The following is a 24,786-nucleotide window of genomic DNA, read 5'->3' as shown; positions in this document are numbered from 1 at the left end:
CAAAGAGGTGGAACTTATGTTATTGAACAAAAATATTCGAACTAGCCCTTGGCTGACTTTAATCTCCAGCTTTGGCGCCGTACTGCTTGTATTTTGTATCGTTTTGTATCCGGATCAAGCTTTTCAAGCTTCACTTCAAGGACTCTCCATTTGGTGGAAGCTCATTTTCCCTGCCTTATTACCGTTTCTGGTTCTTTCTGAGATGATGATCGCCTTCGGCTTCGTTCACGGTCTAGGTATCTTGTTGGACCCTGTCATGAAACGACTCTTCGGTATTCCCGGTGTTGGCGGGTGGGCGCTTGCGCTCGGCTGGACTGCTGGATATCCTGCGGGTGCAGAAGCAACAGCGAAGCTGCGGAATCAACAAGCATTAGAACGGCATGAAGCACATCGCTTATTGGCTCTTTCCCATGTAAGCAACCCCGTATTTATCGTTGTCGTCGTTGGCGTAGGCTTTCTTCATCAGCCGCAGACAGGCATCCTGCTAGGTATTTTCCATTGGGGATCCGCCTTGTTGACCGGTATCATCCTTCACATCATTTCACCCAGACCTCCAAGGACATTTCTGACAGACGACACAACCGTACAGACCTTATCGTCCCCAAATAGCCACGCGCCTAAGCGGCGTTGGCAGCAGATTATTGGAGCCATCGAAGAAGCGCATCGATCCGACGGGCGCACATTTGGCAAGCTGTTAGGAGACGCGGTGACATCTGCTGTCCAGAGACTTATGATGATCGGCGGCTACATGATGATTTTCTCCATAATCGCCAAGATCTTTCATTTCTTGCTTCCTTTTACGATCGAATCTTATTGGGTTCAAGGCTTCTTCGAGATCCATTTAGGCTCCTACGCTTTCAGCCATATTCAAACCTTGTCTACGCTGGTTCAAATGGCACTCTTGAGCGGCGTTCTTGCCTGGAGCGGTATATGCGCCCATTTACAAGTACGCAGCATGACCCAATCGACCGATATGAGTCATATCTTCTTTATTGCTACGCGCTTCTTGCATGCGATCTTGGCGATGATCATCACCTTCGCTTGTTGGAATCCCTTGCAGTCGCTTATGGGACGTGTGATGCCAACCTTGCTTCCAGCTTGGACATCCGCTGAGGAACCAACTTCCCATTGGCTTACACAGTTCCAAGGCTGGTTCTCCTGGTATGTACTGCCGATCTGGTTCATCGGAATTTTAGCCCTTCTCATGTTGGGCTCTGGGATGTTCTCCTTATTCCGACGTCGCCATTCTTAGCTCACACTTACGTCGATGGACTATACTTCGCACGTAGCGCCTGTTCCACTTCCGGACTAACCAAATCGTTAACCGGCCCGTGAAAACGGGCTATTTCTTTGACGATACTTGAGCTTAAATACGAGTACTTGGGATTTGTCATCATAAAAATCGTCTCAATGGATTCATCCAATTTATTATTGGTGGATGCCATTTGTAATTCATATTCGAAATCCGTCACCGAACGGATCCCCCGTACAATCACGTCTGCTTGACGCGATTTCACGAAATTCACCGTCAAGTCTCTAAAACTGTCCACTTCCACGTTCGGAAGATGCTGGGTCACCCGTTGAATGAGCTCCACGCGTTCTTGAAGCGTGAACAACGGGTTTTTGCTTGTATTATTCAGCACAGCAACAATTAATTTGTCATATTGTCTGGCTGCGCGCTCTACGATGTCCATGTGTCCTTGCGTAATCGGATCAAAGCTGCCAGGGTATACAGCCACCCTTGTCACTCGCGTCTGATGATCAGTCATGCTTGTTCCTCCTTCTCATATCGATATATGGAGATTGTCGTCTCCCCATAATGAGCTACACGCGTACTTCGGAAAGGTCCCACTTGTTCGGGATAGGTATGGTCTGCGTCATGTTCTACCATAATAACGGCTTGATCCTGTACCAATCCACGCTGTGCTAAGTCCATCATCATCTCATCCACTTGGGTCATTTTATAAGGCGGATCCAGAAAAATAAGATCAAACCCTCCCCCCCGCTTCTCCAATGCTTTGATGGCTCGGGTCGCTTCATTGCGATAGACCTCCGCTTGATTTTCTAGCTTCGCTGTCTTTAGATTCTGGCGAATCACTTCAATACTCTTCGGGTCCATATCTACAAATACAGCCCGTTCCGCACCACGGCTTAACGCTTCAATCCCAAGACCTCCGGTACCCGCGAACAAATCCAATACACGTCCGCCATCAAAATAAGGCCCAATGATGCTGAATACCGCTTCCTTTACCTTATCTGTCGTCGGTCTTGTCCCCATGCCTGGCACGGCTTTCAAGGGGCGGCCTTTCGCCGTTCCTGATATCACTCTCACTTGTTGTCTCACCCATTCTTTACGTCGGTGTTTCTGTCCATGCATGGCATATTCCCTGTCCGCATTGACTTTACGATATCGTACCACAATTGAAGCTTGTTGAAAAATAAATCAGACCCTCTGAATCCAGAGAACTTCTTTTTTTCATAACCGATGTATAATTCCCCGCAAAAGGGCAATCATAAAGTTATCGACATCATCGAATGTCGTAGACAACCGCGGAGAAGACTTACGTTTCCCCATAAGCTCTTCGTCCGGTTTCTCCTCTCCCATGATGGAGCTCTCGCAAGAGGGCTCCAGATAAAAGCCTTTGTAATCAGTGATTACGAGGGTTTTTATCTGTTTGTCTTCCAAAAAGGTGGCAGTTAAGGTGGCAAAACAACTAATTCCATTCATTTAATAATCAAAAATTGTTACAGTTTATTTCTTCATAAATTCCATCATCTTATTGCTAATAATTATTCCGTCTTTTAGAGCAACTGGATACACCGCCTTTATCACTTTATATTTGATGCTATTATATAAGTGCTCAAGCTCATATAGCGTTGATCCTGAAACATTCTCTTCTATTAATAGTGACATGAATTTTTTATAGTTTTCATCTTCTTCGTTGTCACAATCATCTGCAAGCTCATTGCATCGATTCTCGATGTATGGCTTTAGTATCTCTTCAATCATATATGACTCCTCCCGTTGTTGAGCTTTCCACGTTTGATTTAATTAGCTTCCGTCACCAAATAAGAACTTTTGTTCCCATTATACGGGAATACATGTTCGTATTCAAGGGCGAAAAACCACAAAGGCTTATGCATTCGTAGTCTCTATTTTATAAGTGAAAATCTCACTAGTGTCTTCAACGCCCTTCTGGGACGCCATCTATTCAATAATAATGAGGATTGATTGTATACATAAATAGCCGTGAACCTTTGATATATAAGGGTTCGCGGCTTTTTCTCATATTATACACCGCGTTTTGAGAATACGTTAGAAGTTCGTATCATTTTACACATTTTTTACACATACTTTTCCGCACAAAAAAACCCGGTTGAGCCGGGTTACTTCACTCCTATAATGTTTTTAAGTTTTATATCCTTAATTTCTCCATTAATATCAAGCTGTACTATCCCACGCTGTTGATTCACTCCAATTATGACTCCATTAATAACCATATTATTATACTCATCGAATAATTCTAAACCCAATTGCGTTCCCTCTGAATATGAATCATCGATTGCTTGAGCGATCATATCAAGTTCCTGCGGGTCAAGCTCAGGCCGTGAATTTAATAGTTTTTGCCTCGCCTGTTCATTAAGTGCTTCCCGGTGCTGCGGCATAATAAAACGACTTGATTCGAATAAACCGTTACCATCTAATTTCTTACCTATTATAATTCCCTCCAAGTAAATTTGCATAATAATAACTATCTCACATTATATACGAATAAACGTTCCCATATCAATATCCATAAAACATAATTCATGTTTACAGGCAGGATATGTAAGTAGATCCTCGAATAATTTAACATGTGAAGTAATTTACGAAGTTCTGAGCAAGATATTAAGGGTAATCGTAGAGGAATGTGAGTCTGCTAGGAAGATATACACAAACGTTATTTAAAACTTAATTGGACATCGAATTAAAGGAGATTGCTTATGGTATCAAATATTCTAGTAAAATGCGATGTATGTGAGGCAATAATAAATTTAAAGTGGCAAGTAGGACATATTGATGAAGCGCCTGTAAGTATTGTTTGTCCAGATTGCCTTACTGTATTGAAATTTACTCTTTATACAAACAATGAGGAAGTCACAATCGATCTTAAATCAAAGAATGCAACCCCAGTAAAACGAACCACACCGAAATATTATGCTGAAACTTCATCAGAATTACTTACGTTCAAAATTTCTAATCAACAAAACATAATCCCCGGCTATACTCCTTTTATACGTTCTACTCAAATGATAGGACTAGATAAGTATGCCGCTTTTCACGAAAGCTTTATGAGAGCCGTCTATATACACAAAGAACATAATCATATTTTTGAAAGAATCAACGAATTGTATTTGAATAATAATATAAAATATTTATCTTTAGAACTTGCAAAACAGCTCGATATAGAAGTTACTGATAGTTTTTCTAATGAAGAGATAATTAGACATTTATATTCATACAATATTAATTACTTTAATACTTTCTTTCATAATAGTGATTTTGAAGAATTCAATTCTCAAATATTAGAGAAAATGAATCTTATGAAAACCAATCGATATGAAGAGTTTAATAAATTCCTCATTGATCAATGCAGCAATGAGGTGCTACTAGGAAATGACAAGAAATTATATAGAACAATAAGTAGCATTCTTAGTAACTATTACTACTTCATACCTGCAACTTTTCTTAATTATTTACCTGAAGGAGAAATAGATCAAATATATAAAGACTACACCCTCACGACTACCAACTTCTTAGATGTAAAAGACATTTATATCACTGTATATGAGAATCTGATAGAAGTGTATCAATTGCTTTTGATGTTAAACAATATTCTAGAAAGAGGAAATCACTCACTGATGCCTGATATTAAGATTGATGGTAAAGAAATCAATACACTAGCAAAATATCAAAAATTATCTAAAGCGCACAAATTGAAATTCGTTGAACTGAATGAAGGCTTCAATATTTTTATGCCTAAGTTTGAAAGGAAAATAAGAAATGCAATAGGACATGAGAATTGGGAGTACATACCATACGAACATATGGTTAAATACGGAACGGATGAAGTATATATTCTTGAGTATGTATATAATTGTTGGTCTATGTTTGAAAAAATAATATCAGTTTATAAAATTATTCAAGATGTAAAAATTCAAAGAGAGATTGCCATAAATACTATTAGATAACATCCCTTTACATGCTGAAACAGTAATAAACATGAGGGTAAGTTATTAAGTCAAGAGGTGGTCTTATAATGAAGTTCGGTATGCGTAAACCGAGTTTAAAAAAGAGGATTGCAGCGAGGACAAGTATTAAACGTCAGATTGTACATAGAGCAGGACTTAAGATGCCGCGAGGATATGGCGCGCTAAGAAGCCCGAAGAAGGCCATATATAATAAGGTATACAATCGAACAACTTTCGACTTGTTCAAGTTCATTCGCAAATTGTTTAAATAAGAGCGTGGAAACAAAAAAAGAACCGCCAAGGGATTTGCCCCTAGCGGTTCTTTTACCGATTCTTTCGGATTTGTTATTGGTAATATATCATTTTTTGGAAATAACGTCAATACGCTTATTCGTAGCATCATAAATAACTTGTGCACCTAAAGCCTGCGCTAATGCACGAACAGGCCCGCGTGTAACGCCCTTTAAATTGTCGCCTTGCCCAACATTGACACCATCTACAAACACGTTTAAAACCTCGTCGGTAGGCTTCTCCGTTTGCTTGGTCTTCAAGCCTAGATACTTAGCTATACCAACAACATGACCATTTATTATGGCTTCTAACACTTCTGTACGTTTTAATCTGTTTGCGTCACTATCAACATCAATGAATAGATTTTCTATCAACACGGCAGGCATCTTAGATTCACGGCACATATGAAGGTTAGCTCTTTTTTGTCCTCTATCATTGACACCAAAACCTTTCAACCGACTATATATTTCGCCATGCAACACGTTTTGGAAGGCTGCTGTAGCTGCGTTTGTGCTTCCGTTGTATGTGAAGGACTCGAATCCACCCGCACCTCCACCTGCGTTACAATGGATCGAAACTAGCATATCTGCCTTTGTTTTGTTTGCCATATCTGTACGTTCTTTCAACTCCAAGAAAACATCTGTCGAACGTGTTAGGATACATTCAACGCCTTCATATTCGGCTTTCAATCGTTTAGCGATTTCATTAGCCACTTTCAATGCAATATCCTTTTCTCTAAGTCCGTTACCGCACGCGCCGCCATCTTTACCACCATGTCCGGCATCTAGCACAACCGTTTTATTCATTGTTATTTCCTCCCTTGTTCTTCAAGACTTCAATAACTTTCACAACGGCAGGGGGCAGGGGTAAGCCAATACGCCCCGCATTCTCTACAACACTAATCAATTCATTCGCCATATAGAAAAAGATAGCTGCGTCCCTCAAAGCGTTTGTACCGCCTAGAATTCCATCTAATTGGTGCGCCATGGCAACAATCAGGAAAATACCAAGCTTCTTGATAATTCCAACGTACCCAACACGTGAAGACAAACCGTTCTTGCCTTCCTTCTCACTCTCAACGGCTGCCGCTCCGATACCAGACAAATAGTCTGCAACCACCAGTAATACAAGAACACCCATTGTCTGCGTCCATCCACCATAAGCCCAAGTTAATGCACTACCGCCAATAGCGATAGCACTTTTTATAATCATTCCAAAACGTTCCACAACGTGACCTCCTTTTAATGAAAAAGCCCCTAGCGCATGCTAAGGGCATAATAATAGCGCCTACCATATCGGCGGCGCTTAAGCTGCTGTTCTGTTGATAACTTCTGTAACGACTGTCTTAAGATTAGAGAGCTGCGGCACTTGCTCATGCTTATATGTTCCTGCCATCACCAAGCTAACCCAAACCTTTACCAATCCGCTATCTTTTGTAAATGTCATCTTCATCATTCTCCATTATTTAAATTTGTGGCGTTGCAATCAATATCGTTAATTCAGCTATGGACTTTTTCAACTCTTCATTCGATACTTTTAAAAGTTCTATATCTGACTTTGCCAAATCTTCGAATACAGCCGTTGGCGTTTCTCCTGATACGTCTACTTTTGATACACGTTTCCCGTCAGGTATAGATACCTTCAAAAATGGAATACCGACAGGCTCCCTAAAGTTACCAAATGCTTGATAAATGATATATCCTGTTGTGTCGTAAAAAATCAACGTTTCTTCCATGGTTAAACCTCCTTGTTATTTTCCGTATACATAGACCCTTGTTCTCACTGCCTCTGCGTAGTACTGTATCCCGAACCCTGTTGCTGTTATATCGAAGGGACTTATATACGGAAGATGCCTCCCGCCTGAACTTATTTCCAATGCGGCATTATCTGATGGTCGTCTCATAAGGGCCATTCCTCTTGATGGGTCAACGTCAATTGTAAATATTATTGCTTGCCACTCCCACCCAAGTTCAATGGCTTGGCCCCCTGTTGTCGCCCCGAACTCTAAGTATCTAAAGTTCCTTCCAGGTTGTAACGTCCCGGCCATATCCAACACTTTTTTACCCGACCTTATATGTTCTGGTCGCACATCCGGCGCAGCAACCGTTACCCATGTTGAACCGTTATAATACCCTGGCGGTGGTTGTAAAAATAGTCGATCACCCGCCCAAACCGTACCACCTGTTGAGGGCATATGTTGATTTTCTGCGCTTCGGTTTGGAAGCGTTCCCGCAGTCTCTGCAATCGTTGTACCAACCAAAACTTTGGATGCATCTACTGGTACGCCTTTGACGGTTATCGCTCCATCATAGATACCTGGGCCCTTAACGATATCCGCTTTACCTGGCGTGATCGTCTGCGCTGCGGTTGCTTGAACTGGTTGTGTACCTGTAATTTTAGCGTTCTTACCATACGCGGTCTTTCCGGATCGAATATCCGCGGCAACTGCGGTTGCGTCCGTGGTATCGGTACCTGTTTTGATCTGCCCGATTTTATCAGCTAATTGCTGACCTGTATCGTTAATACTTGCCGGAACTCCCTTGCCAGTGACAGCATCGGCAACCTTACTCTTTATATCACTGGCAGATTGAAAAAGCTCGTTAATAGCTCCTACAATTTTTTTATCTGTAGTCTTTAAAGAAGTTAGAGGTCCACCAATAGCCGCGTCCAGTGAATCTGCATTACCATTAAGCACATCGATATCTGCGGTTTCTGTGCCATCCGGCTTCTTCAAAGAAAGATTTGGGGTTAATTTCATCTATGTCACTTCCCTTCGTAAACTTTAATTTCATTCCATGATTTCTTCTTAACTTGGTTCCAAGTGAGATTTCGAATCGAATCCCATTGTGCATAGGTATAACTGAATTCATAGCTAAGGTGCGCTGGCTTTATATCTTCTAGCATTTGAATAAAGCCTGCCATATTGGGCGGAATGCCTTTAATCCCAATGAATCGTACCTCAAAGTGATATCGAGCGGGATATTGAATGATCTGAACGTCTCCGCCGGAAAAAGTCGAAGCTACACGCTCGATCATTTCTTTAGTTGTAGTCCCTGTTCCTCGTAATTTTGCTTTGATGATTTCTCGACGTCGTTCATAAGATTTTGATGGGTCCGTTTGCAGACCCAATACTTGCTCCCAATCACCAAGCCCCCACGTGGCGTGTTCCACACAAGGCTGGTCCCTTACCTCTTCGATGAATTGATGCAGAAGTCCAATTTGTTCCCCAAGTATATTCAGAATGGTGTGTAAGACACCTTTTCTTTTATAGGTCTGGGGCAAGTATTTCATTAAATCCGGTGTATAGGATTCACTGGGCTTTTCCGTTGTTGGTTCTTCGCCATATTGACTCGTGCCATATATTTGATTGCCGTATCCCATTGTTACACCCCTTTTAACTGGTTCCACGTGATGGGTCCTTTAGGCATAACATCCGACAAGTACGCCAGTGTTTTAGGCTCTCCCCAGGTTGTTGCTGTCTGTGCTGCCTGGTAATGTAATATTTTCATTTGCTTTTTATCAAATACCAGGGCATTCACCAAACCTCCTGAGACATCTTTATACATATTAAGCACGATCATATCCTGATAATCAGAATTGGCTGCCCCCATCATTCCTCCAAGAGAGGTAAAGGCGAATTCAGCATAGCCTTTTGATGTGTCGGCGGGTTTTCTATCTCTATCATCTATTGTTTGCACTCTACTATGTTCATGCGCATCCGGAACAAAAGATGTCGGCTTACCCGTTATACCTGCCCACGGTATGCTGTCCGCAGCATCAACCTTGCCATTGTTATTCGTATCATAGATGCTTTTGAGCATGTCCCCTGTAGATTGTGCGGCGACCAGTAACACATTGCCGGAATCAGAGCCGATATATAGTTTTTTTGTATCGGTACAGTAACCAAGTTCGCTGACCCCAAGCACTCCAATATTGCGCTCAAGTCCACGCCGTATTTGTATCAAAACTTTTCTCGCCATGTGTGATTCCCTCCTAGAATGTCCCTCCGTCTACGACGGACACCGTTAATCTATTCCCATTCGATGGATCATACGAAATACTGGTTCCATCGACGTTTGCTGCCACTCCATTTGCATCAACAAAGACGCCTTTACCTGGTTTAACGGAAATGGATTCCGCTGCAACGGTTATCCCATTACCTTGTCCGATTGTTAATGTCACCGTATCCGATTGACCGCCGCCCGTTAATCCATTACCTGCGGTGATGGTTTGAAGCGCTCCACCTGTTCGGACCCATGCAGTACCGTTCCAACTATATATTTTTTGTTCGTCATCGACATAACAAGTCCAACCCGTAGCCGGATTATAATAGGTCCATATCCCGGATTGATATTCCACGATTTGATTGGTCTTCCCTGCCCAAACGCCTGTTGCACCCGAAGGGATAATATACCGATCCCCTTCGACAGGAGAAGCTGGCGGCGCCACAGTAGATCGATTTTTTACAGACGCTTGCGGCTCAATGTTATGTTTAGCAAGCTCAATTTCGTTTTTAATTTTTAAAGCGGACCAAAGATCGATATTTGTTATACCAGAATCATTGATTTGGCGATGCAAAGCGATATTATCAATATGCGTCTTTATTTCTGCCGCTGTTTTGGTATTCGTGCCATCAGATACCTTGTTCACACTGCCGTTTGTAATTTCAGTCTTCTTTACCTTTGCATAGGTTGATCCATCCCCGATGTCATCTAACGTCCCGGTTAAATCTGATAATTTTAATGCATTTACCGTTTTCCATGCTGTCCCATCATCTACAAAAAGATAACCGACACTTGTACCACTAGAAACATAGTATAACCGCCCCAAAGTGCCCGGATTAGGTCTAAGCGCAAGCGTCCCGGACATTGCTCGTCCACTCAATATATTTGAGGTTCCATCACCAACATATATTTCCTTGGTATCAGTACAAAATCCAAGTTCGCCCACTTGTAACGCGCCATAGGTATCAAGCTGTGCCCTGGTTCCTCTTTTGATCTTAATCGTTTGTGGCAACTCATTTCCCCCTTACGAATGATCCTCCATCGATCACACCATTTTCCTTGTAATGCTCAATTTCTTTTTGAGTTTCAGTCACACTCGACTGCAACACATTTATATCATCCGCCTCGATGGTATCTCCTGGTGTTTCGTAGGTGACATAAACGTTTGGAGTATTGGAAAAAATCTTGATCGATATCTTCCAAGGTGTGTCCGAAAGAATAGATACAATAAAATTTTTAACCTCTTCCCCTGTGAACCTGGGTCCTGTGTATACCTTGATACTACTAATTTCAATGTTGTCATGTATTAATAGTCCTTCATATACACCATCGGTCATTGCTATTTTCTCTTCAATCACATGAACGGTGCCGTCAAGTTTCTTGTTCAACTTCTCGTTAAAGCGATCAATTCCATTGGGATACGCCATCTAATGCACCCCCAAATTCACTGTTCCTAAAATAGGCACTTCCTCTGGTGCGAGAGGAATATTCGATGTTCCGCCGTTTATCGTAAGTACTGTGTAATCAATGACCCCTGGGGTATTCAATAACAACACACCCATTTTTGCATAGCTGATATATGAATCTTTGAATGCAATTTCTTTCATATGAGCTATGGTGGCAATTTGAAAAGCATCATAAACACCCTGGATCGTATATCCAGGGGCAAGGGTAACATTTGCGGTTATATGAATACTTTTCCCTATTGCAGAAACTACGGTCACGGACGCACCGATAGGCGCCTTCCCCTCCCCTTCGCCTGATACGGGGTCGATATACACCTGCACTTGATTTACTAACGTTTGGCTGGCGGGCTTCTTCTGATCATTGATGATGACCACTTTGACGGTGCCGCCGCCATTCCATAAGGGAAAGACCTTCGCACCACCAACCCCTAAAACATCGCGTGCCCATTGTATGTAATCCGCTTTATTGCCACTGGTGCCGGGGTTTTGAATCTCTACGAGATATCTTTCCCGAAACTCATTATCTGTCTCTCTTTCGCGACCACCCTCGATAGATATAATGTTTCGTATTGAGCTAATATTAGGGTCTGGATTTATCACTTCTGTAATCGTGCCAGGCGGGACATTACCTCCCGATCCGGCTAAGACCGCTTGAACTTCAACGGATGCCTGTCCATTTTCCCCAATCACGACATCATGTGTAGTAGAAAATAACACATTCGATTTTGTTCCACACACAAAGCCCGAAACGACAAGATAACCAGGCGTTCCAGTGATCTCTATCGGTCCGCTGCTAAACCTTTCCGGAAATCGAACGACACCCATATTCGCACTTAATCGATCCATACTCACTCCGCGGGCTGTATTGATAAACGCGGAATGATACACATCTTCTGTAAGTGCCCAAAGCTTTCCTAAAAACCAGGCAAAAATACGTAATATAATACCTAACGGCGAGCGTTCCGCCGTGTTAACCGTTACTCCAAAAGCTTCCTTTGCTTTTGCTTCCATTTCGTCTAAGAGGTCCGCGAAACGTTTGCGCTTAAACCCCTTATCATCTAGCATCAAGACCCACCTCGCTTCGTAGTTGCTTCCCTTCCGTTGTTGTTGCCAAAAATGTGATCTCCATATTTCGATTTTTCATATCATAGGTAAAATCGATTTGATCCACACTTTGAATTCTTGGCTCATGATCGTGCAATGCGCGACGAATATCCTCTTTCATCATTTCCTCATCGGGATTTTTACCCCGAAACAGTCCGAAGTCAATGCCGAGTGGCGGATTTAAAAACCACTCATTTTGATTAGTTCCTAGAACCAGATCAGCACATTGTATAACCTCACCCACTCCATCAATCATAAGTAAATCCCCGCCTTCAATGACCAAATCGCCATCTATCAATTTCAGAGACTGCAAGGAAACACCCCCACGATTACTGCATCATTTAAACTATGCATGCGTTGGCTATCTGCCGCTGCTATGTCACCGTTCAATGCATTTTTCAGTTCACGATCTGAGCAAATCACCAAAACCGTATCCCCTTGCTTAAGGGCAGGTTTACAAACCGATTCCGCACCATTGATAAGCAATCGTTGACCCAAGGCAGGGACGTTCTGAATCATGGAAGGTGGATCAACCCCGGCAAGAATTAAGGGTTGAACATCTGCCATACAAGTCTCCTGGTCAAACGAAAGTACTCGACAAGGGAACCCGACGTGTAAGCTCGCGTTCTGCTTTTGCCCATATAAGTGTAATAATTTCCCCATTGTCGCTGCCGGGTCTCTTGCTCTTTTCATAGAATCGCCTCCACTTCCGTTGTGAAATCTCCGGTAATACTTAAGTGATGGGCGCCCGATCTGACGTGAACAATGCCATCGAACTGCGAGCATTTCAACTGAATGGCGGAAGCTGTTGTAATTCGATGTTGCAATTGTGATGTAATGCTAAACCCCTTCGTTGTATCATCCTCAAAATACTCCGGCGAACCTATTAACCCGGTTTCGGGCGATAAACGAAATAGACCATCTGCACCACGTCGTAAACTTCGGACGTATAGCCTCCCCTTATTGATAAAAGCAGAGGTCCCACAATCCTTCGCAACGCTCTGAATAATGTCCACGCCTTCGCCTTGAGCCGTAAAACCGTCCACGTATCGAACATCTTTGTTTAACTCAAATTGTGCGATAGGTAATCCCAATCTTTTCGCCATGTCTTTGATGATATAACTTGCCGCTGTGCCTTTTGCGTAGGTAATATCTTTTATTTTAGCTTTTGATAAATCAACGGAATCCATGACATATATAGTCGTTACCCGGTTTACACCTTCCGGCTTTGTACGTACCTTGGAAATAAATCCATGCAACACCAACCCAACATCACCGCGATACCCGGCGTTCACCATTAATGTCGCTTGTTTTTTTATTTTGTTGATTGTATCCATCGATAGATTCCAAAGCTTGATTTCGCTTTCGTTGGGTAGTAAATCATTATCGAATGGGATTGTACCCTCGATCGTGAATTTATCATTGCTAAAACTCATGTTTGAAGTCATCACTTCAATTACACGCCCAAAATTAGGCATCCTCATCACCTTCAATAAGATACAAAAAAACACTCTGGCCGAGTGTTCCCCAAGTCACTTCTATACTATTTTCAGATTCATCGTAAGGCACAATAGGCACTTTCGGAAATCGGTTATCTTGGATATCATTGAAGAGCTGCACACCATAAACGATCTTCTCCCCGAGGGCTAATATCTCACCATCTCGTTCTATATCTACGGTGAAGTAATCAAAATCAGGGTTATAGTTTACTTCGAAAGTAAATAATTCATCTAAGAGTGAGATTTCAAAACGATACGGAACAAGGTCCTTTTCGATATCGATATATTCCATTTTGTCACCTTATTCTGCCCACGGGCTGCCTTTCTTGAATGTCACTTTCTGGACCGTTTTACTATCTTTTTTCTTGCTAGTTTTCTTAGATTTTTTGGCGTTCTTCGTTTGCTTTCTCCCGGCGTTCACGACGGGCGCCGCTTGTGATTTCACGGGAGGTGGAAGTGTATCAACATAAGATGATTCAGCAAACCGGATTTCCACGAGTTTTAAAGTAAAGGGAAATCCATCGGCAGTTTTATAATCATGCTTTGTTGAAAACCCGCCGAGCAAGCCCTTAAATGTATTTCGTCCCTGGTATTGAACAATTTTTCCATTATCCTGGGCGTCAAGTAAATATGTTCGAATACGGCTTGCGTCTTCCCCTACAATGTAACCACTCAGCGAAATGGTTCTAGCTCTTCGCTTCACGTGATCCGTGAGGTTAATTCCCTTTTCTACGGGCTGATCTGTTATGTCAACCTCGTAATTAGGCTCTTCGCTCTCAACAAGAATATAGTAACCATCAATCTTTGCCATCTACTCGACCACCTCAGGAGTTAGCCCCATACGACGAATCGTGCTTTCTAGTATTTCTTGCACTTGTTGTTTGACCTGTAAGGCTATATCACTACCCATTTTTTCATTTGATCCACTTCCATCAACTTTAACGGCAATACTCAAATCAATTCGTGACGATGATGAAGCGCTTGAAGAAACAACTCTCGCCGGAGCTGGTGCCGTGGTTTTTACATAGGCGGGTTGACCCTTTACTTCATTCGCTAAACTTGCCGATGCTTCGCCAACGCGGTTTTGCGTGCTATCAATCCCCAGGGCTAACCCTTCCCCGGTATAAACCCCCATTTCCATCATGACTCGCGAAGGCGAATGAATACCTAGAATCCCCTTGACCTTATCGGTGATGCTATTCCCAATATCCTTTACCCTATCCACGACTGCATTCGCCATGGAACCAATTCCGTTCACCAAACCCTCGATGATGTTCTTGCCGATATCGAACAAGTTAATGCCTTTAAGGAATCCTATGATCCGGTCCCATATTTCTTTTATCTTTGTCCATATATTTGTGACTGAGTTAGACACACTCGAAGTTATTTGATTCCAAGTCGATGACAACCAATTCCCAATACTCGTAAATATAGATATGGTGAATGTCTTGATTTGCTTCCAGTACTTCACTACAAGCGCAACAGCCCACACAATCGGACCACCAAGAACCACCAGAATCGTTGTACCCCAAGTTTTGAAAAATTGGATAATGCTATTGAATATATTCATAACCCACGTTTTAAAATTGTTCCACACATTGACCAACCATGTGCTAATAGCTCCCCAATTCTTGAAAACTAATATTACACCCGTGATTGCTGCGGCAACCAATAGAGCCAAGCCGATGACGGGAAGCCACGGAGCAATAGCCGCCCAACCTGCGGCAGCCGAAGCGTATTGAGCTGTTACCCATGCCCACATTGCAGGTACTAACGCAATCAAAATGACGGTTGCAAATCCCCCCAGAGCTGGACCAATAACATCGATATTGTCAACAAGATATTTCACGCCATCTACAACGGCATTAATACCTTTTGCTATACCGTCAATAAGTGCCCCGCCTACCTTTTGAATTTGTGGTCCGGCATTTTCCATCCATACCGAAAACTGTGTAAGGTAGGGAAGAAGTTTATCGCCTATCGGAATGATCAAATTGGTTTTAAGCTGCCGCCCAATCCGCGCTGCTGCCTCTCCTGGCGAATTGAACTTGATTTGATTTAATTCGCTCATCTTGTCAATCGTCATATCAAACTGCGTCCTTGCACTACCCATGGCGGTAATCGTCTTAACTTCTAAATCCTCGAATTGCGAACCCATCAAAGCGACCCCGATCGTATTTCGGGCAACAGGGTCCTCAACATCGCCGATCATTTGCATGATCTGTGTAAATGCTTGCTTGGCTTGGGGTCCACCCGCGGCGAACGTATGCATCAGCTTATCAGCATTCAATCCAAGCATTTCAAAAGCTTCCATCGATGTCTTGCTTCCGTCCTTTGAACGGATATTAAATTCTTTGACGGCATCCGTTTTGTTCGTACAGATTCGCTATTTCTGTACCGCCTTTTGGCTGCTGCATGTTTCCATGCAGACCAGACTATATCTTCACCCAAGCATAAAAAAAGAGAGCTTGGATGCTCCCCGTTTCGAACGCCAATAGCTTGCGCCCTACGCCTCTCGGCTAGTCGTTGAAGGTTCTTTTTGGATTTCATAATTATCGGATATGGCACTGAATGTTGACTTTTCGGTAATATCCTCCCTAAAAACATGATATCCTGTCGTTTGTTTATATTTACCAGTGAGAACTTTAAAGAGGCTAGAGTATGTAATTTCTTTACCTGTAATTATTCCGAGTCCTCTTTTCAATTCATACCATGATTCAAATCTATATATCTTTCCTGTTGAAATCTCACTAGCAAAACATATCATATTTTTGGCTTTCGGGTGTTCTTCACCTTGCCTATGATCCTTTAATTCTATGGGCTCAAAGATTTTCATTTGATATTTACGTCTTATTTCCGAAAAAATATCATTCGGTGTAACGTCTTCTCGAAAAAACTTATATCTTTTGTAGCTTTTCTTACCTTTATCCATTCGCATAATACCTAGTACGATACTTCTATTCAACTTCATCCCCAAGCTAATGAAAAACTGCTGCATTTCATAAAAACTACTGAACATTTCAATTTTTCCTGTTTTACACTCAAGAGAGTAACATTCGGTCAGCTTAGAAGCAGGGTTATTAATCCCAATATGTCGTCCTTTATTTGACTGACTTATTTTTGATTTTGTTTCAGATGAATGATTCTTTCCAAACAAAGGATGCTTATCTCCGGCAATCAAATACCCCTTCTTATACATAGGATTATTTTTACCGACCCAAGCTAACTGGTCCTTTTTTATTTTACTCATCTTGTCTCTCATACTTTGGGGAACTAACTTACCGTTTACACCTTCCCCGCCGAGTGTTGCATTATATCCATGGCTTCCTTTTTTATGAGCAAAGGTGTTCATTTTTTGGATATAGTAGATTTCTTTCTCTACTGCAAGCTCATGAGTCTCAACGGTTTCAAGTAATTCAACGGTGAAATTTTCTTTACCATATTTGCGAATGGCTTTACAAAGGTAACGCGAAGTATTTCCTTCATATGCTTCCTTTATATGAAGTCTAAATCTCGTTTTATATCCTTTCGAGGTGTAACCGATATATTTTTTCTCGTTAATGATATTTCTAATGACGTAAATATCAAACAAAATTAGTCCCTCCCAAAAAGCTTCCCTGCTGATTATCTTGTTAAATGTATTATATCAAACAAATTCTTTTACATATGATTTGATTTAATATCAACATAAGACGTCCCAGCAAATAGAGGAGTTTATAGTGAGCCGTATAACCCACTTTATCTAAATTGAACGCGCCGTTCTCAGACCCGGCTGCCAATGTGTCGAACATTTCATCAGCAGAGAACCCAAGCGCTTTAAACTGATTGGCGTATTCATTCGCTGTATCTAGCAGCTCGCCGGACTTATCCAACCCTTTCTGCTGTCCTTGAGCCAGAAGATTAAAGGAATCATCACTCGTAATCCCAAATTGCCTCATCATGGTATCCGTAGTTTTGATGGATTCGGGAATATCCTTTTTGAATGCCTCCTGGAATAGCAAGGCGTTACGCGTTGTGTTTTCGAGTTCCTTACCGTGCTGCTGTGTAATTTGAGTCGTTACCGCTATCGCATCACTGAGTAATTGCCAATTCTCGCCGAAATTCTGTTTATACAGATTTTTAGCGACATCCTTCGTCGCTTCCATTTGATCCGCAGTTTGTCCGGTTGCCATTTGAATAGATGCCATAGATTTATTGAAATCACTTGAAGCTGATAACGCCGCAACACCAACGCCAATAATTGCCGTCCCCACCGCAGCGGTCGCGATTCCGACTTTTGTCCAATTATCTTTCAACCCGGTCATTTGCTTATCGACCTTTTTCAGCGCACTATCGCCGACTTTGAAGCCAACGGCAAACATCAGGTTACCGATTACACCCAAATACCTCACCACCTCTACACAAAAACAAGCGCCATGTTGGGCGCTTGCGTTACTTCTTATTCATTTCTTTTTGTTGCTGTTCGATATGAATATCAAGTGCGGCGTTTGCTTCCGCAAGATCATCATCATCCATGAGCATTAAATCCGCGTATGTGATATTCATATCAGAAAGCAGTATCCGCCATTGGAACCAACGTTCCTTAGCCCTCCGTTTCGCTTCCTTCTTGCTGATTGTCATTGTCTTCCTCACCACCGTCTGATTGACCGGAAATAAAAGCATATGCGGAATTAATTACTTCGCTGTACTCCTTGTAATTAGTGAAATCATCGATTTTCATTTTTGGATCAACAACCACGTGCTTTAACATTTCTTCTGCAAGCCGTTCCTCCGATACAACGCCATGCTTGTTTTTACTGGCGTCATTGATCTTGGATACCATCCGCACACCTGGATGTTGGAATACAAATTTATTTCCTGCTTTAGTTGTAAAGTTCTTTTGTTTAAACATTGTGAATCGTCTCCCTTTGTTTGTTATTGGATATCCATATCAAGGCATTGCAATTCATACTCGCGATCTTCGGCATCTTTACCGTACGTGCGTGTTGCTGGTTTCTTCACAAAAGACTCTGTAACTGTGATCGTCTCTTTCGGTGTACCGCTATGGATGACCGAAACCGGAACTAGTGCCCCGGTATTCGCTAATTTATCCATGTATGCCACTTGAGGGCTGGTCGGGAGTAAAGTTAATGTAATGGTGCCAAGGGGATTATTCACTTTTGTACGGATAACATCCCCCTGCGCGCCGACTTTCGTCTCATAGTTATCCTCGTCCTTCTCAGCTTCAACCATATCCTCACTAAAACCCGTGAGATACGTCCCGCCGACGACAACCGTCACATCTTTTGGATCATACGTATTCATGATTTTTCAATCCTCCTTACAGTTTGATAATTCCTTTAATTTTCGATCTGTGAATCGCTCCAGCAAGTTCAAACTCGAATGTTCCGTCGTTGTATTCCCGGTTTTGTCTATCGGCAGGATCGACCTGGTCGCGCGTCTTGAAGAAAGTTGCGTACAACGCTTGTCCATCGTCATCGTGCGCGATCATACCGTTCAAATCCGCGCGTTTCAATACATTCCGAGTAGCAGATTCTAGTTGTGCAATCCCTCCATTGTCATAGTTAATTTTCTTTGCTTTGTTGAGTAACTTTTGAATTGCATACTGAATGCTAGTTACGAGGTAATCGCGAGAATGAATAATATCGATGTACTCACCGGAGACCGTTTTACCCTCACTTGTCACGTCATCCCCTGCTTTCGTGACATAGGTATTGGCACCTAACGCTTCAATCTCCATTAGCTCTGTCGTATCGATATCCAATGGAGCAATCCCTTTTAATGTCTTGAATTTCCATGTCAGGCTTCCGGGTTCTGCCGAAGCAGCCTCCCCAATCCAAGCGGCTTCCGGGTAATTATCTGTATCCGTATGATAGAAAAGAGTCGTTCTGTCGTATTTCTTTGCATAGATTTTCGCCAAGTCTTCTAAACTGCTCGTACTCGCGAAGAACTGGCGGGATTTATCCAATTCTACGGCGTCCGCAATCGCGGTAATATTGGTAACCTGGCTGCTTGTCGAAATAAGGAAGTACCAATCTTTCGCGAAAATTTTGGGAAGAAAAGTCTGTAATGTTTCTCCCTCGGTCTTATATAACATAATGGCAATTTCCGCAGGTGAATTATCGCCTTGACTTAATAATGCTAATGCAGCTTTATAAACGTCTGAATTAGCAGCAAAATCTTTCCCGACGCCTTCTAAATCAGAATACGTCGTGTACTCCATGCCTGTAGCGCTCGATCCAATGATAAGAGGCTTCCCAAAACCTAATTTTGGTGTAGGGCGTTGCATGTCTATCGTTACTGTTACATCACCTTTAACTGCCAAGGTTCTCAGCTCCTTTTATATTTACTTTCTCGATGGGGTTCAGCTCTGTTTCGATAATGTCCAGCGTACGGAACATGACCTCAAAACCCTGTCTTCGTTCCCACTCAATCCCAATCGCGATATCTCGATTTTCAACAGGACCCGTATCCACCACAATCACATTGGCCAAATCTTTTAATATGTCGTGTCCAATAGTTTTGAACCAATCCCGAGCCTTTATCGCATTCTCGAAACTGGTCGCTTTATCATCTGCGTAAGACAAAAAAGAGACGGTAAAAGGCACCGTCTCGACATACTTAATTTTGTTTTCTTCCGCGTAAACGATAGGGAAACCTTTGGCATCTCCTATCCCTTCTGTGAAGTCATAGGTCAGGAAAGCTGTTTTCGGAATGTCTCCGCCACCATTCATTTCTATGATCTCAAGATGAAGATATGCTTTTAGGTTCCGAATGATCGTTGAACGAATCAACTTAAACTGTATCACTGACGATCACCTTCTTAATGACGTATTGATTGATGTCACTATACTCTCGTTCCACTTCGGTCCCTACGGTATATCGATTGCCCTGGTATCCGATAATATCGCCGGATTCGTGACTTGATTCCGTGAAGAGCATCCGGTCCGTTTTCGTATAGCGGCCACCTTCGACCTGCTGCAATTCAGCACTGATCGGCTGGATATGCCCTTGCAAACTCTTAAGGATGGGTTCAGACGGAATCCATACGCCGTCTTCATCCCTCTTCCCTTCACTTTCTTGAACCTGGACATATGGACGAAAGTATTTACGGACGATAGATGCAAAACGAAAATTCCTCATCACCTACGCCCCTTTTTAGGAATCACAATAAATGTGATAGAATCCCTCAACTTTTGTTCTTGTACCAGAATTTTACCGTTACCCTTTCGACGTGCGTACAATGGCGACAATGAAGGCGTGCGAATCTTATCGAAGTTTTTAACAACGCGTGATTCCCCTTCTTGCCCGATCGATTCCAGCAACCCCCTAGCGGTTTCGCTTTTCTGAACAATCGCATTCACACCGGATTTAGCAAGCTTGGAAATAGCCGCCTGTGCTTTCTTCTTCCCGGTACCAATGAACGAACGAGCCGGGATGCCCGCCTTCAAGGAGCCATATTCATGGATTCCGGCAATCATCGCCGTTTCTTGATCCCCACTAGCACCGATATGCACTTCATGCTTTGTCAACTCTTCAAGCTTGCGAAGAATATCCGGTAAATAAGTAACTTCGGTGACCTCCACGTTCGCTCTCCGTGATCTTGTTCGTCTTGCCTTACTCATAAGTACCGCCTGTAACCTTCTAGAAGGCTTCTCACTGCGTTTGACATTCGATCCTGTGAATATGTTACCGATATATCTCCAACGCGCTCAGATACAACACCCGGCGTTCTCATGAGGTCTTGTACGTGAAGGATACAAGCAAGTTCAATATCCTCTGGCAAATTTGCGTTCTCATTACCAGGCAACACGTACCCGCCCGAATAGCGAACTTCGATATTTCGGAAGCCTGGAGTCCAACCTTTTTCTCTATACAAGCGCCCAATTTCCGGAATCAACTTAATGTCCCGGATTGTCTCACCGTCCATCTCAACCGATGTTACCTCATGTAGCGGATAGAGTTCCAAGTTCAAAAATTTTGATTCTGCATGCCCATTATGGAACTCTCCCAATTCTTTTTGTTCGAGTGGGCGGTTGATATATCGGATGATTGACGATGATGCCGCCTTGATTAAAAATTCAAGTTGCTGATCCTCGACGTTTGAAACTGATTGCTTTAATCGTTCGATGGTCGTTAACATTCTACACCTCACAGGAGGGGCTTAAAGCCCCTTGAGTTATGCAAGCGTGATCTCACCAGCAACTACCGCTGCGCTATCAAGATTCTCAGTATCATCCCGGTAAATTACCCGTGCTTCGGTACTGTTGTTACGCCATGAATTGCCGCCGACATTTGTTGTATCAATCCGGTAGCCTTGACGCTCGAAAATAACAATGAAATCAGAGAAAGAGCCAATAAAAATTGGAGCTTTTTTCTCGGTTGTACCTGTGGAAGGTAAATATTCGTTAGACACAACTTCAACAGGTTTACCAAGTAATAATCTCCCGGTCGAATCAGATGGATTAGGTTGAAGTAAAGGACGCCCTTGACCGTCAACAAGACTATCCAAATGATTGAAACCATCTTGGTTCGTAATAATCGAGGCGATCTTTGAAATGGCTGGATCAAGAGTAACATTCAAGATTTTTTTCAAATCTTGAATGTTAGCGATCGGAACCTTACTTTCAATTGCACCTAGTAATACCAAAATTTCACCATTCCTCGTGCCAACTACGCCGCGGGCGATCCATTCAGCCAAATAAGCCTCAATATCTTCTGGTGAATCATCAAGTAAATCATTTGGAATCGGGAAAAACCCACCTTTATCCACAACAGAAAAAGGAACTTGAGAAAATTGAGGGCTTCCACCTTCTTTCATATCCTGTAGTTCAGCTAATGGGAGGAACTTTGTAAAGCGAGAACCCGTCTCAATATTTCGCGTACCAGTATTCGATTTCACCGGAATTACGCGAACGAGTTTTTCTAATTGTGGTAAATCGCGCTTCAATCGAATGATCTCTGTCTCAACATCCTTCGGAACTAGGTAGCCTCCATCCTTTCCTGTAATGCCCGAGAGAGTCCGCACTTCTTCAAGCATTTGGCGATCTTTGTTCGTCGCTTCACCTAATACTCGATTGAAAAACGCCGTTCTATACTCTTTGCTGCTAACAATAGTTTTTACCTTTTTCATCGAACGCGTTTCTTCTTCATTCTCGATAACAGGGACTTCCGTTCCTGGGATCGGAACTTGAACATCGTCCAATTCTTCCAACGTTTGAATCTGTTCCTGTAAACTTCGCATTTCGGATAACATTGAACGTGCTTCTTCGGTTCTTCCTTCGTTCGCGGCTACCGTTGCAGCCTCTTTTTTCGCAGCTAATAACTGGCGTAATTCACGTACTTTATTTTTCATAGATTAAACCCCCATCAATTCGATTTGTATTAATAATTGCTCTAATTCAGCAAGATTTCGTATTTCTTTCGGGACAATGCCCAAATCCTCTAAGGTTCTGGATTCTGTTTCGACCTCACTGTCTTCATAGGCAGGGAAAGCCGTGGGCGATACTTCGAATAGTTCGATATCAAGTAACGTGCGTTCATATACATCCTCATCCGGGAGGTACACGACTGAATCTCGTCGCACATACATACCAAAGGACACGCCGTCTACGTCTCCGCGATTCACGGATTCATAGGCATCGTGTCCCCATGTACTGTTAGGTAAATCTATTTCCATACGCAATCCAATTTGATCCTCATAAAGCCTTAATGTGCCGCTTTTGGTTGATCCAAGGACCATATCGCTGTTGTGATTCCATAACGCTTTGATCGTGTCCTCTCGTAACGTGAGCGTAAAGGCACCTTGTGCGATTTTTTCGAAAAACTCGCCATACAAAAGCCTTGATCGTGTATTGAACTTCGCAGCATACCCCACGATGGTAATCGAATCCGATCCTTCACTTGTTGATCGTGTCTCAAGCTGCTGGATCGTTAGGTACCGTATTTCCTTCTTTATCGTCCTCACCCCCCTTCGTTCCTGCCCTTGCATTCTGATATTGGTCCATATTCGCCAAATTCACTAAATTCAAATTAATGAAATGCTTGTCTCCGTCAGGTCCGATCTGGTCTAGTTCTTCCATAAGACGAACCTCATTGATAGTCAGGACACCAATTTCTAACATCGCCTTATAGAAGGCGGCGCGCGTGGCTGAATCGCCCCGCAATTCGCTTGTCATGTTAAATTTGACGTAGTATTTCTTTTGTTCTGTTTCAGTGAATAGTTTCGTATCGATTTCCATTTCCCAATTGGTTACGATAGGTTGCAGCGTATTCTTCACGTACTCCAAGGATTGATTCTCCATATTGGAGTACTTCACATCCGAAATACCTAGCTTGTAACCTGGCACTTTATAAATTTTGGCGACCTCGGCAATACCGAATTTCGATGAATCGATAAATTCCGCATCCTTGAGGGGCATACCTAATGCCTGGTATTTCGTTGTGTTATCTAATATCGCAACGCGCGCCATATTATCTAAACCGGAGTTAATCTTTGCCCATTCGTCACGAATACGGTCCTTTGCTGCTCCTGTTAAAGGCTTATCTGATTCAACGTTAAGTACTCCGCCGACGGTTGTCCCGTTCCCATAGAAGGACCCTAGGAATTTCTTCTGCGCCTTTTGAATCCCTAATTCCTCGCGGATGACTTCAATAGGCGTAATCCCTTTTAATCCGCTGCGACCTATACTTTTAAAGTGTAGTACCTGATCAACCGTTAATTTCCGACGCGAACCGTTTGGTAATGTAGTTACATACCAAACATTCCCTTCAAGGTCTGTCATCACATCGGTACGTCCGGGATCAAGAGGCCAAAGAGCTTTGGGATAACCATCTTCGCCGAATTCAATTTCTGCGTAAGCATTTCCCCAAACCACACAGTGCAGCTTCATCGTTTCTTTAAACGTGTAGGCGGTCATGTGTGGGTTAGATCGTTTGCCAAGCAGCTTTGATACGGGGTGATTCGTATCGCGGCGAATGTTGTCACCAACACGTTTAAATACCTGTAGAGGAAACTTTCCGATATCTCCGCCCAGAATCGAAGCGACCGTATACACGTTGCTGTTCAGCATGGCGGTTTCTGTTGTGATTAACTCACCACTTCTTGTGCGACCGCCCCCATCAAATCTGCCACCATTCCATTCGATGGAGCGTTTACTCCAAAACTTCCACCATCGTTTAGCCAAAGTT

General features: G+C 42.7%; 37 protein-coding genes. 3 read left to right on the top strand and 34 right to left on the bottom strand.

The features are described from left to right. The first annotated feature begins 16 nt into the window (after positions 1-16). Positions 17-1,252 carry a nucleoside recognition domain-containing protein gene (locus tag BVG16_RS13905; RefSeq protein WP_078499278.1) on the top strand — a complete coding sequence of 412 codons (1,236 nt, stop codon included), beginning with the start codon at positions 17-19 and terminating at the stop codon, positions 1,250-1,252. Between the two features lie 7 nt (positions 1,253-1,259). On the opposite strand, the gene coaD is transcribed toward BVG16_RS13905, so the two are convergent. From coaD to BVG16_RS13880, 5 genes are all read right to left on the bottom strand, one after another. Beyond that, on the bottom strand, positions 1,260-1,769 hold the full coding sequence (coaD, locus tag BVG16_RS13900) for a pantetheine-phosphate adenylyltransferase (protein WP_078499277.1): 510 nt from the start codon (positions 1,767-1,769) through the stop codon (positions 1,260-1,262). Beyond that, a complete protein-coding gene (gene rsmD, locus BVG16_RS13895) occupies positions 1,766-2,332 on the bottom strand; it encodes a 16S rRNA (guanine(966)-N(2))-methyltransferase RsmD (RefSeq protein ID WP_078499591.1) in 567 nt (188 codons plus the stop codon). Before rsmD ends, coaD begins: the two co-directional genes overlap by 4 nt. A gap of 144 nt (positions 2,333-2,476) precedes the next feature. Continuing rightward, a complete protein-coding gene (locus BVG16_RS33705; RefSeq protein ID WP_269845597.1) occupies positions 2,477-2,605 on the bottom strand; it encodes a hypothetical protein in 129 nt (42 codons plus the stop codon). Positions 2,606-2,752: 147 nt separating this feature from the next. Continuing rightward, entirely contained in the window at positions 2,753-3,010 is a 258-nt protein-coding gene (locus BVG16_RS13885) for a hypothetical protein (RefSeq protein ID WP_078499275.1), read from the bottom strand. A 377-nt stretch (positions 3,011-3,387) separates the two neighbouring features. Next, a complete protein-coding gene (locus BVG16_RS13880) occupies positions 3,388-3,744 on the bottom strand; it encodes a YolD-like family protein (protein ID WP_078499274.1) in 357 nt (118 codons plus the stop codon). Between the two features lie 240 nt (positions 3,745-3,984). Between BVG16_RS13880 and BVG16_RS13875 the strand changes: the two genes are divergently transcribed. Both BVG16_RS13875 and BVG16_RS33355 read left to right on the top strand, forming a co-directional pair. Then, positions 3,985-5,232 carry a hypothetical protein gene (locus tag BVG16_RS13875; RefSeq protein WP_078499273.1) on the top strand — a complete coding sequence of 416 codons (1,248 nt, stop codon included), beginning with the start codon at positions 3,985-3,987 and terminating at the stop codon, positions 5,230-5,232. A 68-nt stretch (positions 5,233-5,300) separates the two neighbouring features. Then, positions 5,301-5,504 (top strand): hypothetical protein, encoded by a 204-nt coding sequence (locus BVG16_RS33355; RefSeq protein ID WP_078499272.1) that lies wholly within the window; start codon positions 5,301-5,303, stop codon positions 5,502-5,504. Between the two features lie 87 nt (positions 5,505-5,591). On the opposite strand, the gene BVG16_RS13865 is transcribed toward BVG16_RS33355, so the two are convergent. The 29 genes from BVG16_RS13865 to BVG16_RS13730 all read right to left on the bottom strand — a co-directional run bounded on the left by BVG16_RS13865 (position 5,592) and on the right by BVG16_RS13730 (position 24,782). Continuing rightward, positions 5,592-6,329, bottom strand: a complete 738-nt coding sequence (locus BVG16_RS13865; protein ID WP_078499271.1) for an N-acetylmuramoyl-L-alanine amidase family protein — start codon at positions 6,327-6,329, stop codon at positions 5,592-5,594. After that, entirely contained in the window at positions 6,322-6,750 is a 429-nt protein-coding gene (locus BVG16_RS13860; RefSeq protein ID WP_078499270.1) for a phage holin family protein, read from the bottom strand. Before BVG16_RS13860 ends, BVG16_RS13865 begins: the two co-directional genes overlap by 8 nt. 78 nt (positions 6,751-6,828) lie before the next feature. Next, on the bottom strand, positions 6,829-6,969 hold the full coding sequence (locus BVG16_RS33115; protein ID WP_198957467.1) for a hypothetical protein: 141 nt from the start codon (positions 6,967-6,969) through the stop codon (positions 6,829-6,831). A 19-nt stretch (positions 6,970-6,988) separates the two neighbouring features. Then, positions 6,989-7,258 (bottom strand): hypothetical protein, encoded by a 270-nt coding sequence (locus tag BVG16_RS13855; RefSeq protein ID WP_078499269.1) that lies wholly within the window; start codon positions 7,256-7,258, stop codon positions 6,989-6,991. Between the two features lie 15 nt (positions 7,259-7,273). Continuing rightward, positions 7,274-8,281, bottom strand: coding sequence for a hypothetical protein (locus BVG16_RS13850; RefSeq protein ID WP_078499268.1), 1,008 nt, complete (start codon positions 8,279-8,281; stop codon positions 7,274-7,276). A 5-nt stretch (positions 8,282-8,286) separates the two neighbouring features. Further along, a complete protein-coding gene (locus BVG16_RS13845) occupies positions 8,287-8,904 on the bottom strand; it encodes a YmfQ family protein (protein WP_078499267.1) in 618 nt (205 codons plus the stop codon). Positions 8,905-8,906: 2 nt separating this feature from the next. Further along, entirely contained in the window at positions 8,907-9,503 is a 597-nt protein-coding gene (locus BVG16_RS13840) for a hyaluronate lyase N-terminal domain-containing protein (protein WP_078499266.1), read from the bottom strand. Between the two features lie 13 nt (positions 9,504-9,516). Continuing rightward, positions 9,517-10,539, bottom strand: a complete 1,023-nt coding sequence (locus BVG16_RS13835) for a DUF2793 domain-containing protein (RefSeq protein ID WP_078499265.1) — start codon at positions 10,537-10,539, stop codon at positions 9,517-9,519. A gap of 1 nt (position 10,540) precedes the next feature. Further along, on the bottom strand, positions 10,541-10,954 hold the full coding sequence (locus BVG16_RS13830) for a phosphoglucomutase (protein WP_078499264.1): 414 nt from the start codon (positions 10,952-10,954) through the stop codon (positions 10,541-10,543). Further along, positions 10,955-12,058, bottom strand: a complete 1,104-nt coding sequence (locus BVG16_RS13825; protein ID WP_078499263.1) for a baseplate J/gp47 family protein — start codon at positions 12,056-12,058, stop codon at positions 10,955-10,957. It lies immediately after the preceding gene. Then, positions 12,048-12,410 carry a GPW/gp25 family protein gene (locus BVG16_RS13820; protein WP_078499262.1) on the bottom strand — a complete coding sequence of 121 codons (363 nt, stop codon included), beginning with the start codon at positions 12,408-12,410 and terminating at the stop codon, positions 12,048-12,050. Before BVG16_RS13820 ends, BVG16_RS13825 begins: the two co-directional genes overlap by 11 nt. Beyond that, entirely contained in the window at positions 12,398-12,790 is a 393-nt protein-coding gene (locus BVG16_RS13815; RefSeq protein WP_078499261.1) for a Gp138 family membrane-puncturing spike protein, read from the bottom strand. Before BVG16_RS13815 ends, BVG16_RS13820 begins: the two co-directional genes overlap by 13 nt. Further along, positions 12,787-13,575 carry a phage protein gene (locus BVG16_RS13810; protein WP_078499260.1) on the bottom strand — a complete coding sequence of 263 codons (789 nt, stop codon included), beginning with the start codon at positions 13,573-13,575 and terminating at the stop codon, positions 12,787-12,789. Before BVG16_RS13810 ends, BVG16_RS13815 begins: the two co-directional genes overlap by 4 nt. Then, positions 13,568-13,888 (bottom strand): phage baseplate plug family protein, encoded by a 321-nt coding sequence (locus tag BVG16_RS13805; RefSeq protein ID WP_078499259.1) that lies wholly within the window; start codon positions 13,886-13,888, stop codon positions 13,568-13,570. Before BVG16_RS13805 ends, BVG16_RS13810 begins: the two co-directional genes overlap by 8 nt. 9 nt (positions 13,889-13,897) lie before the next feature. After that, entirely contained in the window at positions 13,898-14,407 is a 510-nt protein-coding gene (locus BVG16_RS13800) for a phage baseplate protein (protein ID WP_078499258.1), read from the bottom strand. After that, positions 14,408-15,910 (bottom strand): phage tail protein, encoded by a 1,503-nt coding sequence (locus tag BVG16_RS13795; RefSeq protein ID WP_078499257.1) that lies wholly within the window; start codon positions 15,908-15,910, stop codon positions 14,408-14,410. 192 nt (positions 15,911-16,102) lie between these two features. After that, positions 16,103-17,188, bottom strand: coding sequence for a GIY-YIG nuclease family protein (locus BVG16_RS13790; RefSeq protein WP_158081696.1), 1,086 nt, complete (start codon positions 17,186-17,188; stop codon positions 16,103-16,105). 49 nt (positions 17,189-17,237) lie between these two features. Next, a complete protein-coding gene (locus tag BVG16_RS13785; protein ID WP_078499255.1) occupies positions 17,238-17,978 on the bottom strand; it encodes a phage tail tape measure protein in 741 nt (246 codons plus the stop codon). A 49-nt stretch (positions 17,979-18,027) separates the two neighbouring features. Then, complete coding sequence (locus BVG16_RS13780; protein ID WP_078499254.1) at positions 18,028-18,216, bottom strand: hypothetical protein; 189 nt, start codon at positions 18,214-18,216, stop codon at positions 18,028-18,030. Next, complete coding sequence (locus tag BVG16_RS13775; protein ID WP_078499253.1) at positions 18,179-18,487, bottom strand: hypothetical protein; 309 nt, start codon at positions 18,485-18,487, stop codon at positions 18,179-18,181. The genes BVG16_RS13780 and BVG16_RS13775 overlap by 38 nt, the downstream gene beginning before the upstream one ends. A 23-nt stretch (positions 18,488-18,510) precedes the next feature. Further along, on the bottom strand, positions 18,511-18,900 hold the full coding sequence (locus BVG16_RS13770) for a phage structural protein (protein WP_078499252.1): 390 nt from the start codon (positions 18,898-18,900) through the stop codon (positions 18,511-18,513). A gap of 16 nt (positions 18,901-18,916) precedes the next feature. Beyond that, a complete protein-coding gene (locus BVG16_RS13765; RefSeq protein ID WP_078499251.1) occupies positions 18,917-19,921 on the bottom strand; it encodes a DUF3383 family protein in 1,005 nt (334 codons plus the stop codon). Further along, positions 19,911-20,405, bottom strand: coding sequence for a phage neck terminator protein (locus BVG16_RS13760; RefSeq protein WP_078499250.1), 495 nt, complete (start codon positions 20,403-20,405; stop codon positions 19,911-19,913). Before BVG16_RS13760 ends, BVG16_RS13765 begins: the two co-directional genes overlap by 11 nt. Then, positions 20,392-20,739: a hypothetical protein gene (locus BVG16_RS13755; protein ID WP_078499249.1), complete on the bottom strand. Its 348-nt coding sequence runs from the start codon at positions 20,737-20,739 to the stop codon at positions 20,392-20,394. The genes BVG16_RS13760 and BVG16_RS13755 overlap by 14 nt, the downstream gene beginning before the upstream one ends. Beyond that, complete coding sequence (locus tag BVG16_RS13750; RefSeq protein WP_078499248.1) at positions 20,739-21,221, bottom strand: phage virion morphogenesis protein; 483 nt, start codon at positions 21,219-21,221, stop codon at positions 20,739-20,741. Before BVG16_RS13750 ends, BVG16_RS13755 begins: the two co-directional genes overlap by 1 nt. Beyond that, the gene (locus BVG16_RS13745; RefSeq protein ID WP_078499247.1) at positions 21,218-21,739 is read right to left on the bottom strand and encodes a hypothetical protein; all 522 of its coding nucleotides are present in this window, start codon (positions 21,737-21,739) and stop codon (positions 21,218-21,220) included. The genes BVG16_RS13750 and BVG16_RS13745 overlap by 4 nt, the downstream gene beginning before the upstream one ends. A gap of 36 nt (positions 21,740-21,775) precedes the next feature. Further along, complete coding sequence (locus tag BVG16_RS13740) at positions 21,776-22,951, bottom strand: phage major capsid protein (protein ID WP_078499246.1); 1,176 nt, start codon at positions 22,949-22,951, stop codon at positions 21,776-21,778. Between the two features lie 3 nt (positions 22,952-22,954). Next, complete coding sequence (locus BVG16_RS13735) at positions 22,955-23,563, bottom strand: HK97 family phage prohead protease (RefSeq protein WP_233147036.1); 609 nt, start codon at positions 23,561-23,563, stop codon at positions 22,955-22,957. Further along, complete coding sequence (locus tag BVG16_RS13730) at positions 23,514-24,782, bottom strand: phage portal protein (protein ID WP_233147035.1); 1,269 nt, start codon at positions 24,780-24,782, stop codon at positions 23,514-23,516. Before BVG16_RS13730 ends, BVG16_RS13735 begins: the two co-directional genes overlap by 50 nt. Positions 24,783-24,786 lie beyond the last annotated feature (4 nt).

The sequence above is a fragment of the Paenibacillus selenitireducens genome, from assembly GCF_002021565.1.
GTDB classification, from domain to species: domain Bacteria; phylum Bacillota; class Bacilli; order Paenibacillales; family Paenibacillaceae; genus Paenibacillus_K; species Paenibacillus_K selenitireducens.
Note: the sequence above shows the minus strand (reverse complement) of the source record. Positions and strands in the feature narration are given on the sequence as shown.

Coding starts and splice junctions, on each gene's coding strand:
- BVG16_RS13905 (WP_078499278.1), top strand. CDS start 17: ATGTTATTGAACAAAAATATTCGAACTAGCCCTTGGCTGACTTTAATC.
- coaD (WP_078499277.1), bottom strand. CDS start 1,769: ATGACTGATCATCAGACGCGAGTGACAAGGGTGGCTGTATACCCTGGC.
- BVG16_RS33705 (WP_269845597.1), bottom strand. CDS start 2,605: ATGGGAGAGGAGAAACCGGACGAAGAGCTTATGGGGAAACGTAAGTCT.
- BVG16_RS13885 (WP_078499275.1), bottom strand. CDS start 3,010: ATGATTGAAGAGATACTAAAGCCATACATCGAGAATCGATGCAATGAG.
- BVG16_RS13880 (WP_078499274.1), bottom strand. CDS start 3,744: ATGCAAATTTACTTGGAGGGAATTATAATAGGTAAGAAATTAGATGGT.
- BVG16_RS13875 (WP_078499273.1), top strand. CDS start 3,985: ATGGTATCAAATATTCTAGTAAAATGCGATGTATGTGAGGCAATAATA.
- BVG16_RS33355 (WP_078499272.1), top strand. CDS start 5,301: ATGAAGTTCGGTATGCGTAAACCGAGTTTAAAAAAGAGGATTGCAGCG.
- BVG16_RS13865 (WP_078499271.1), bottom strand. CDS start 6,329: ATGAATAAAACGGTTGTGCTAGATGCCGGACATGGTGGTAAAGATGGC.
- BVG16_RS33115 (WP_198957467.1), bottom strand. CDS start 6,969: ATGACATTTACAAAAGATAGCGGATTGGTAAAGGTTTGGGTTAGCTTG.
- BVG16_RS13855 (WP_078499269.1), bottom strand. CDS start 7,258: ATGGAAGAAACGTTGATTTTTTACGACACAACAGGATATATCATTTAT.
- BVG16_RS13850 (WP_078499268.1), bottom strand. CDS start 8,281: ATGAAATTAACCCCAAATCTTTCTTTGAAGAAGCCGGATGGCACAGAA.
- BVG16_RS13845 (WP_078499267.1), bottom strand. CDS start 8,904: ATGGGATACGGCAATCAAATATATGGCACGAGTCAATATGGCGAAGAA.
- BVG16_RS13840 (WP_078499266.1), bottom strand. CDS start 9,503: ATGGCGAGAAAAGTTTTGATACAAATACGGCGTGGACTTGAGCGCAAT.
- BVG16_RS13830 (WP_078499264.1), bottom strand. CDS start 10,954: ATGGCGTATCCCAATGGAATTGATCGCTTTAACGAGAAGTTGAACAAG.
- BVG16_RS13825 (WP_078499263.1), bottom strand. CDS start 12,058: ATGCTAGATGATAAGGGGTTTAAGCGCAAACGTTTCGCGGACCTCTTA.
- BVG16_RS13815 (WP_078499261.1), bottom strand. CDS start 12,790: ATGAAAAGAGCAAGAGACCCGGCAGCGACAATGGGGAAATTATTACAC.
- BVG16_RS13810 (WP_078499260.1), bottom strand. CDS start 13,575: ATGCCTAATTTTGGGCGTGTAATTGAAGTGATGACTTCAAACATGAGT.
- BVG16_RS13805 (WP_078499259.1), bottom strand. CDS start 13,888: ATGGAATATATCGATATCGAAAAGGACCTTGTTCCGTATCGTTTTGAA.
- BVG16_RS13800 (WP_078499258.1), bottom strand. CDS start 14,407: ATGGCAAAGATTGATGGTTACTATATTCTTGTTGAGAGCGAAGAGCCT.
- BVG16_RS13795 (WP_078499257.1), bottom strand. CDS start 15,910: ATGGAAGCTTTTGAAATGCTTGGATTGAATGCTGATAAGCTGATGCAT.
- BVG16_RS13780 (WP_078499254.1), bottom strand. CDS start 18,216: ATGACAATCAGCAAGAAGGAAGCGAAACGGAGGGCTAAGGAACGTTGG.
- BVG16_RS13775 (WP_078499253.1), bottom strand. CDS start 18,487: ATGTTTAAACAAAAGAACTTTACAACTAAAGCAGGAAATAAATTTGTA.
- BVG16_RS13770 (WP_078499252.1), bottom strand. CDS start 18,900: ATGAATACGTATGATCCAAAAGATGTGACGGTTGTCGTCGGCGGGACG.
- BVG16_RS13755 (WP_078499249.1), bottom strand. CDS start 20,739: ATGAGGAATTTTCGTTTTGCATCTATCGTCCGTAAATACTTTCGTCCA.
- BVG16_RS13750 (WP_078499248.1), bottom strand. CDS start 21,221: ATGAGTAAGGCAAGACGAACAAGATCACGGAGAGCGAACGTGGAGGTC.
- BVG16_RS13745 (WP_078499247.1), bottom strand. CDS start 21,739: ATGTTAACGACCATCGAACGATTAAAGCAATCAGTTTCAAACGTCGAG.
- BVG16_RS13740 (WP_078499246.1), bottom strand. CDS start 22,951: ATGAAAAATAAAGTACGTGAATTACGCCAGTTATTAGCTGCGAAAAAA.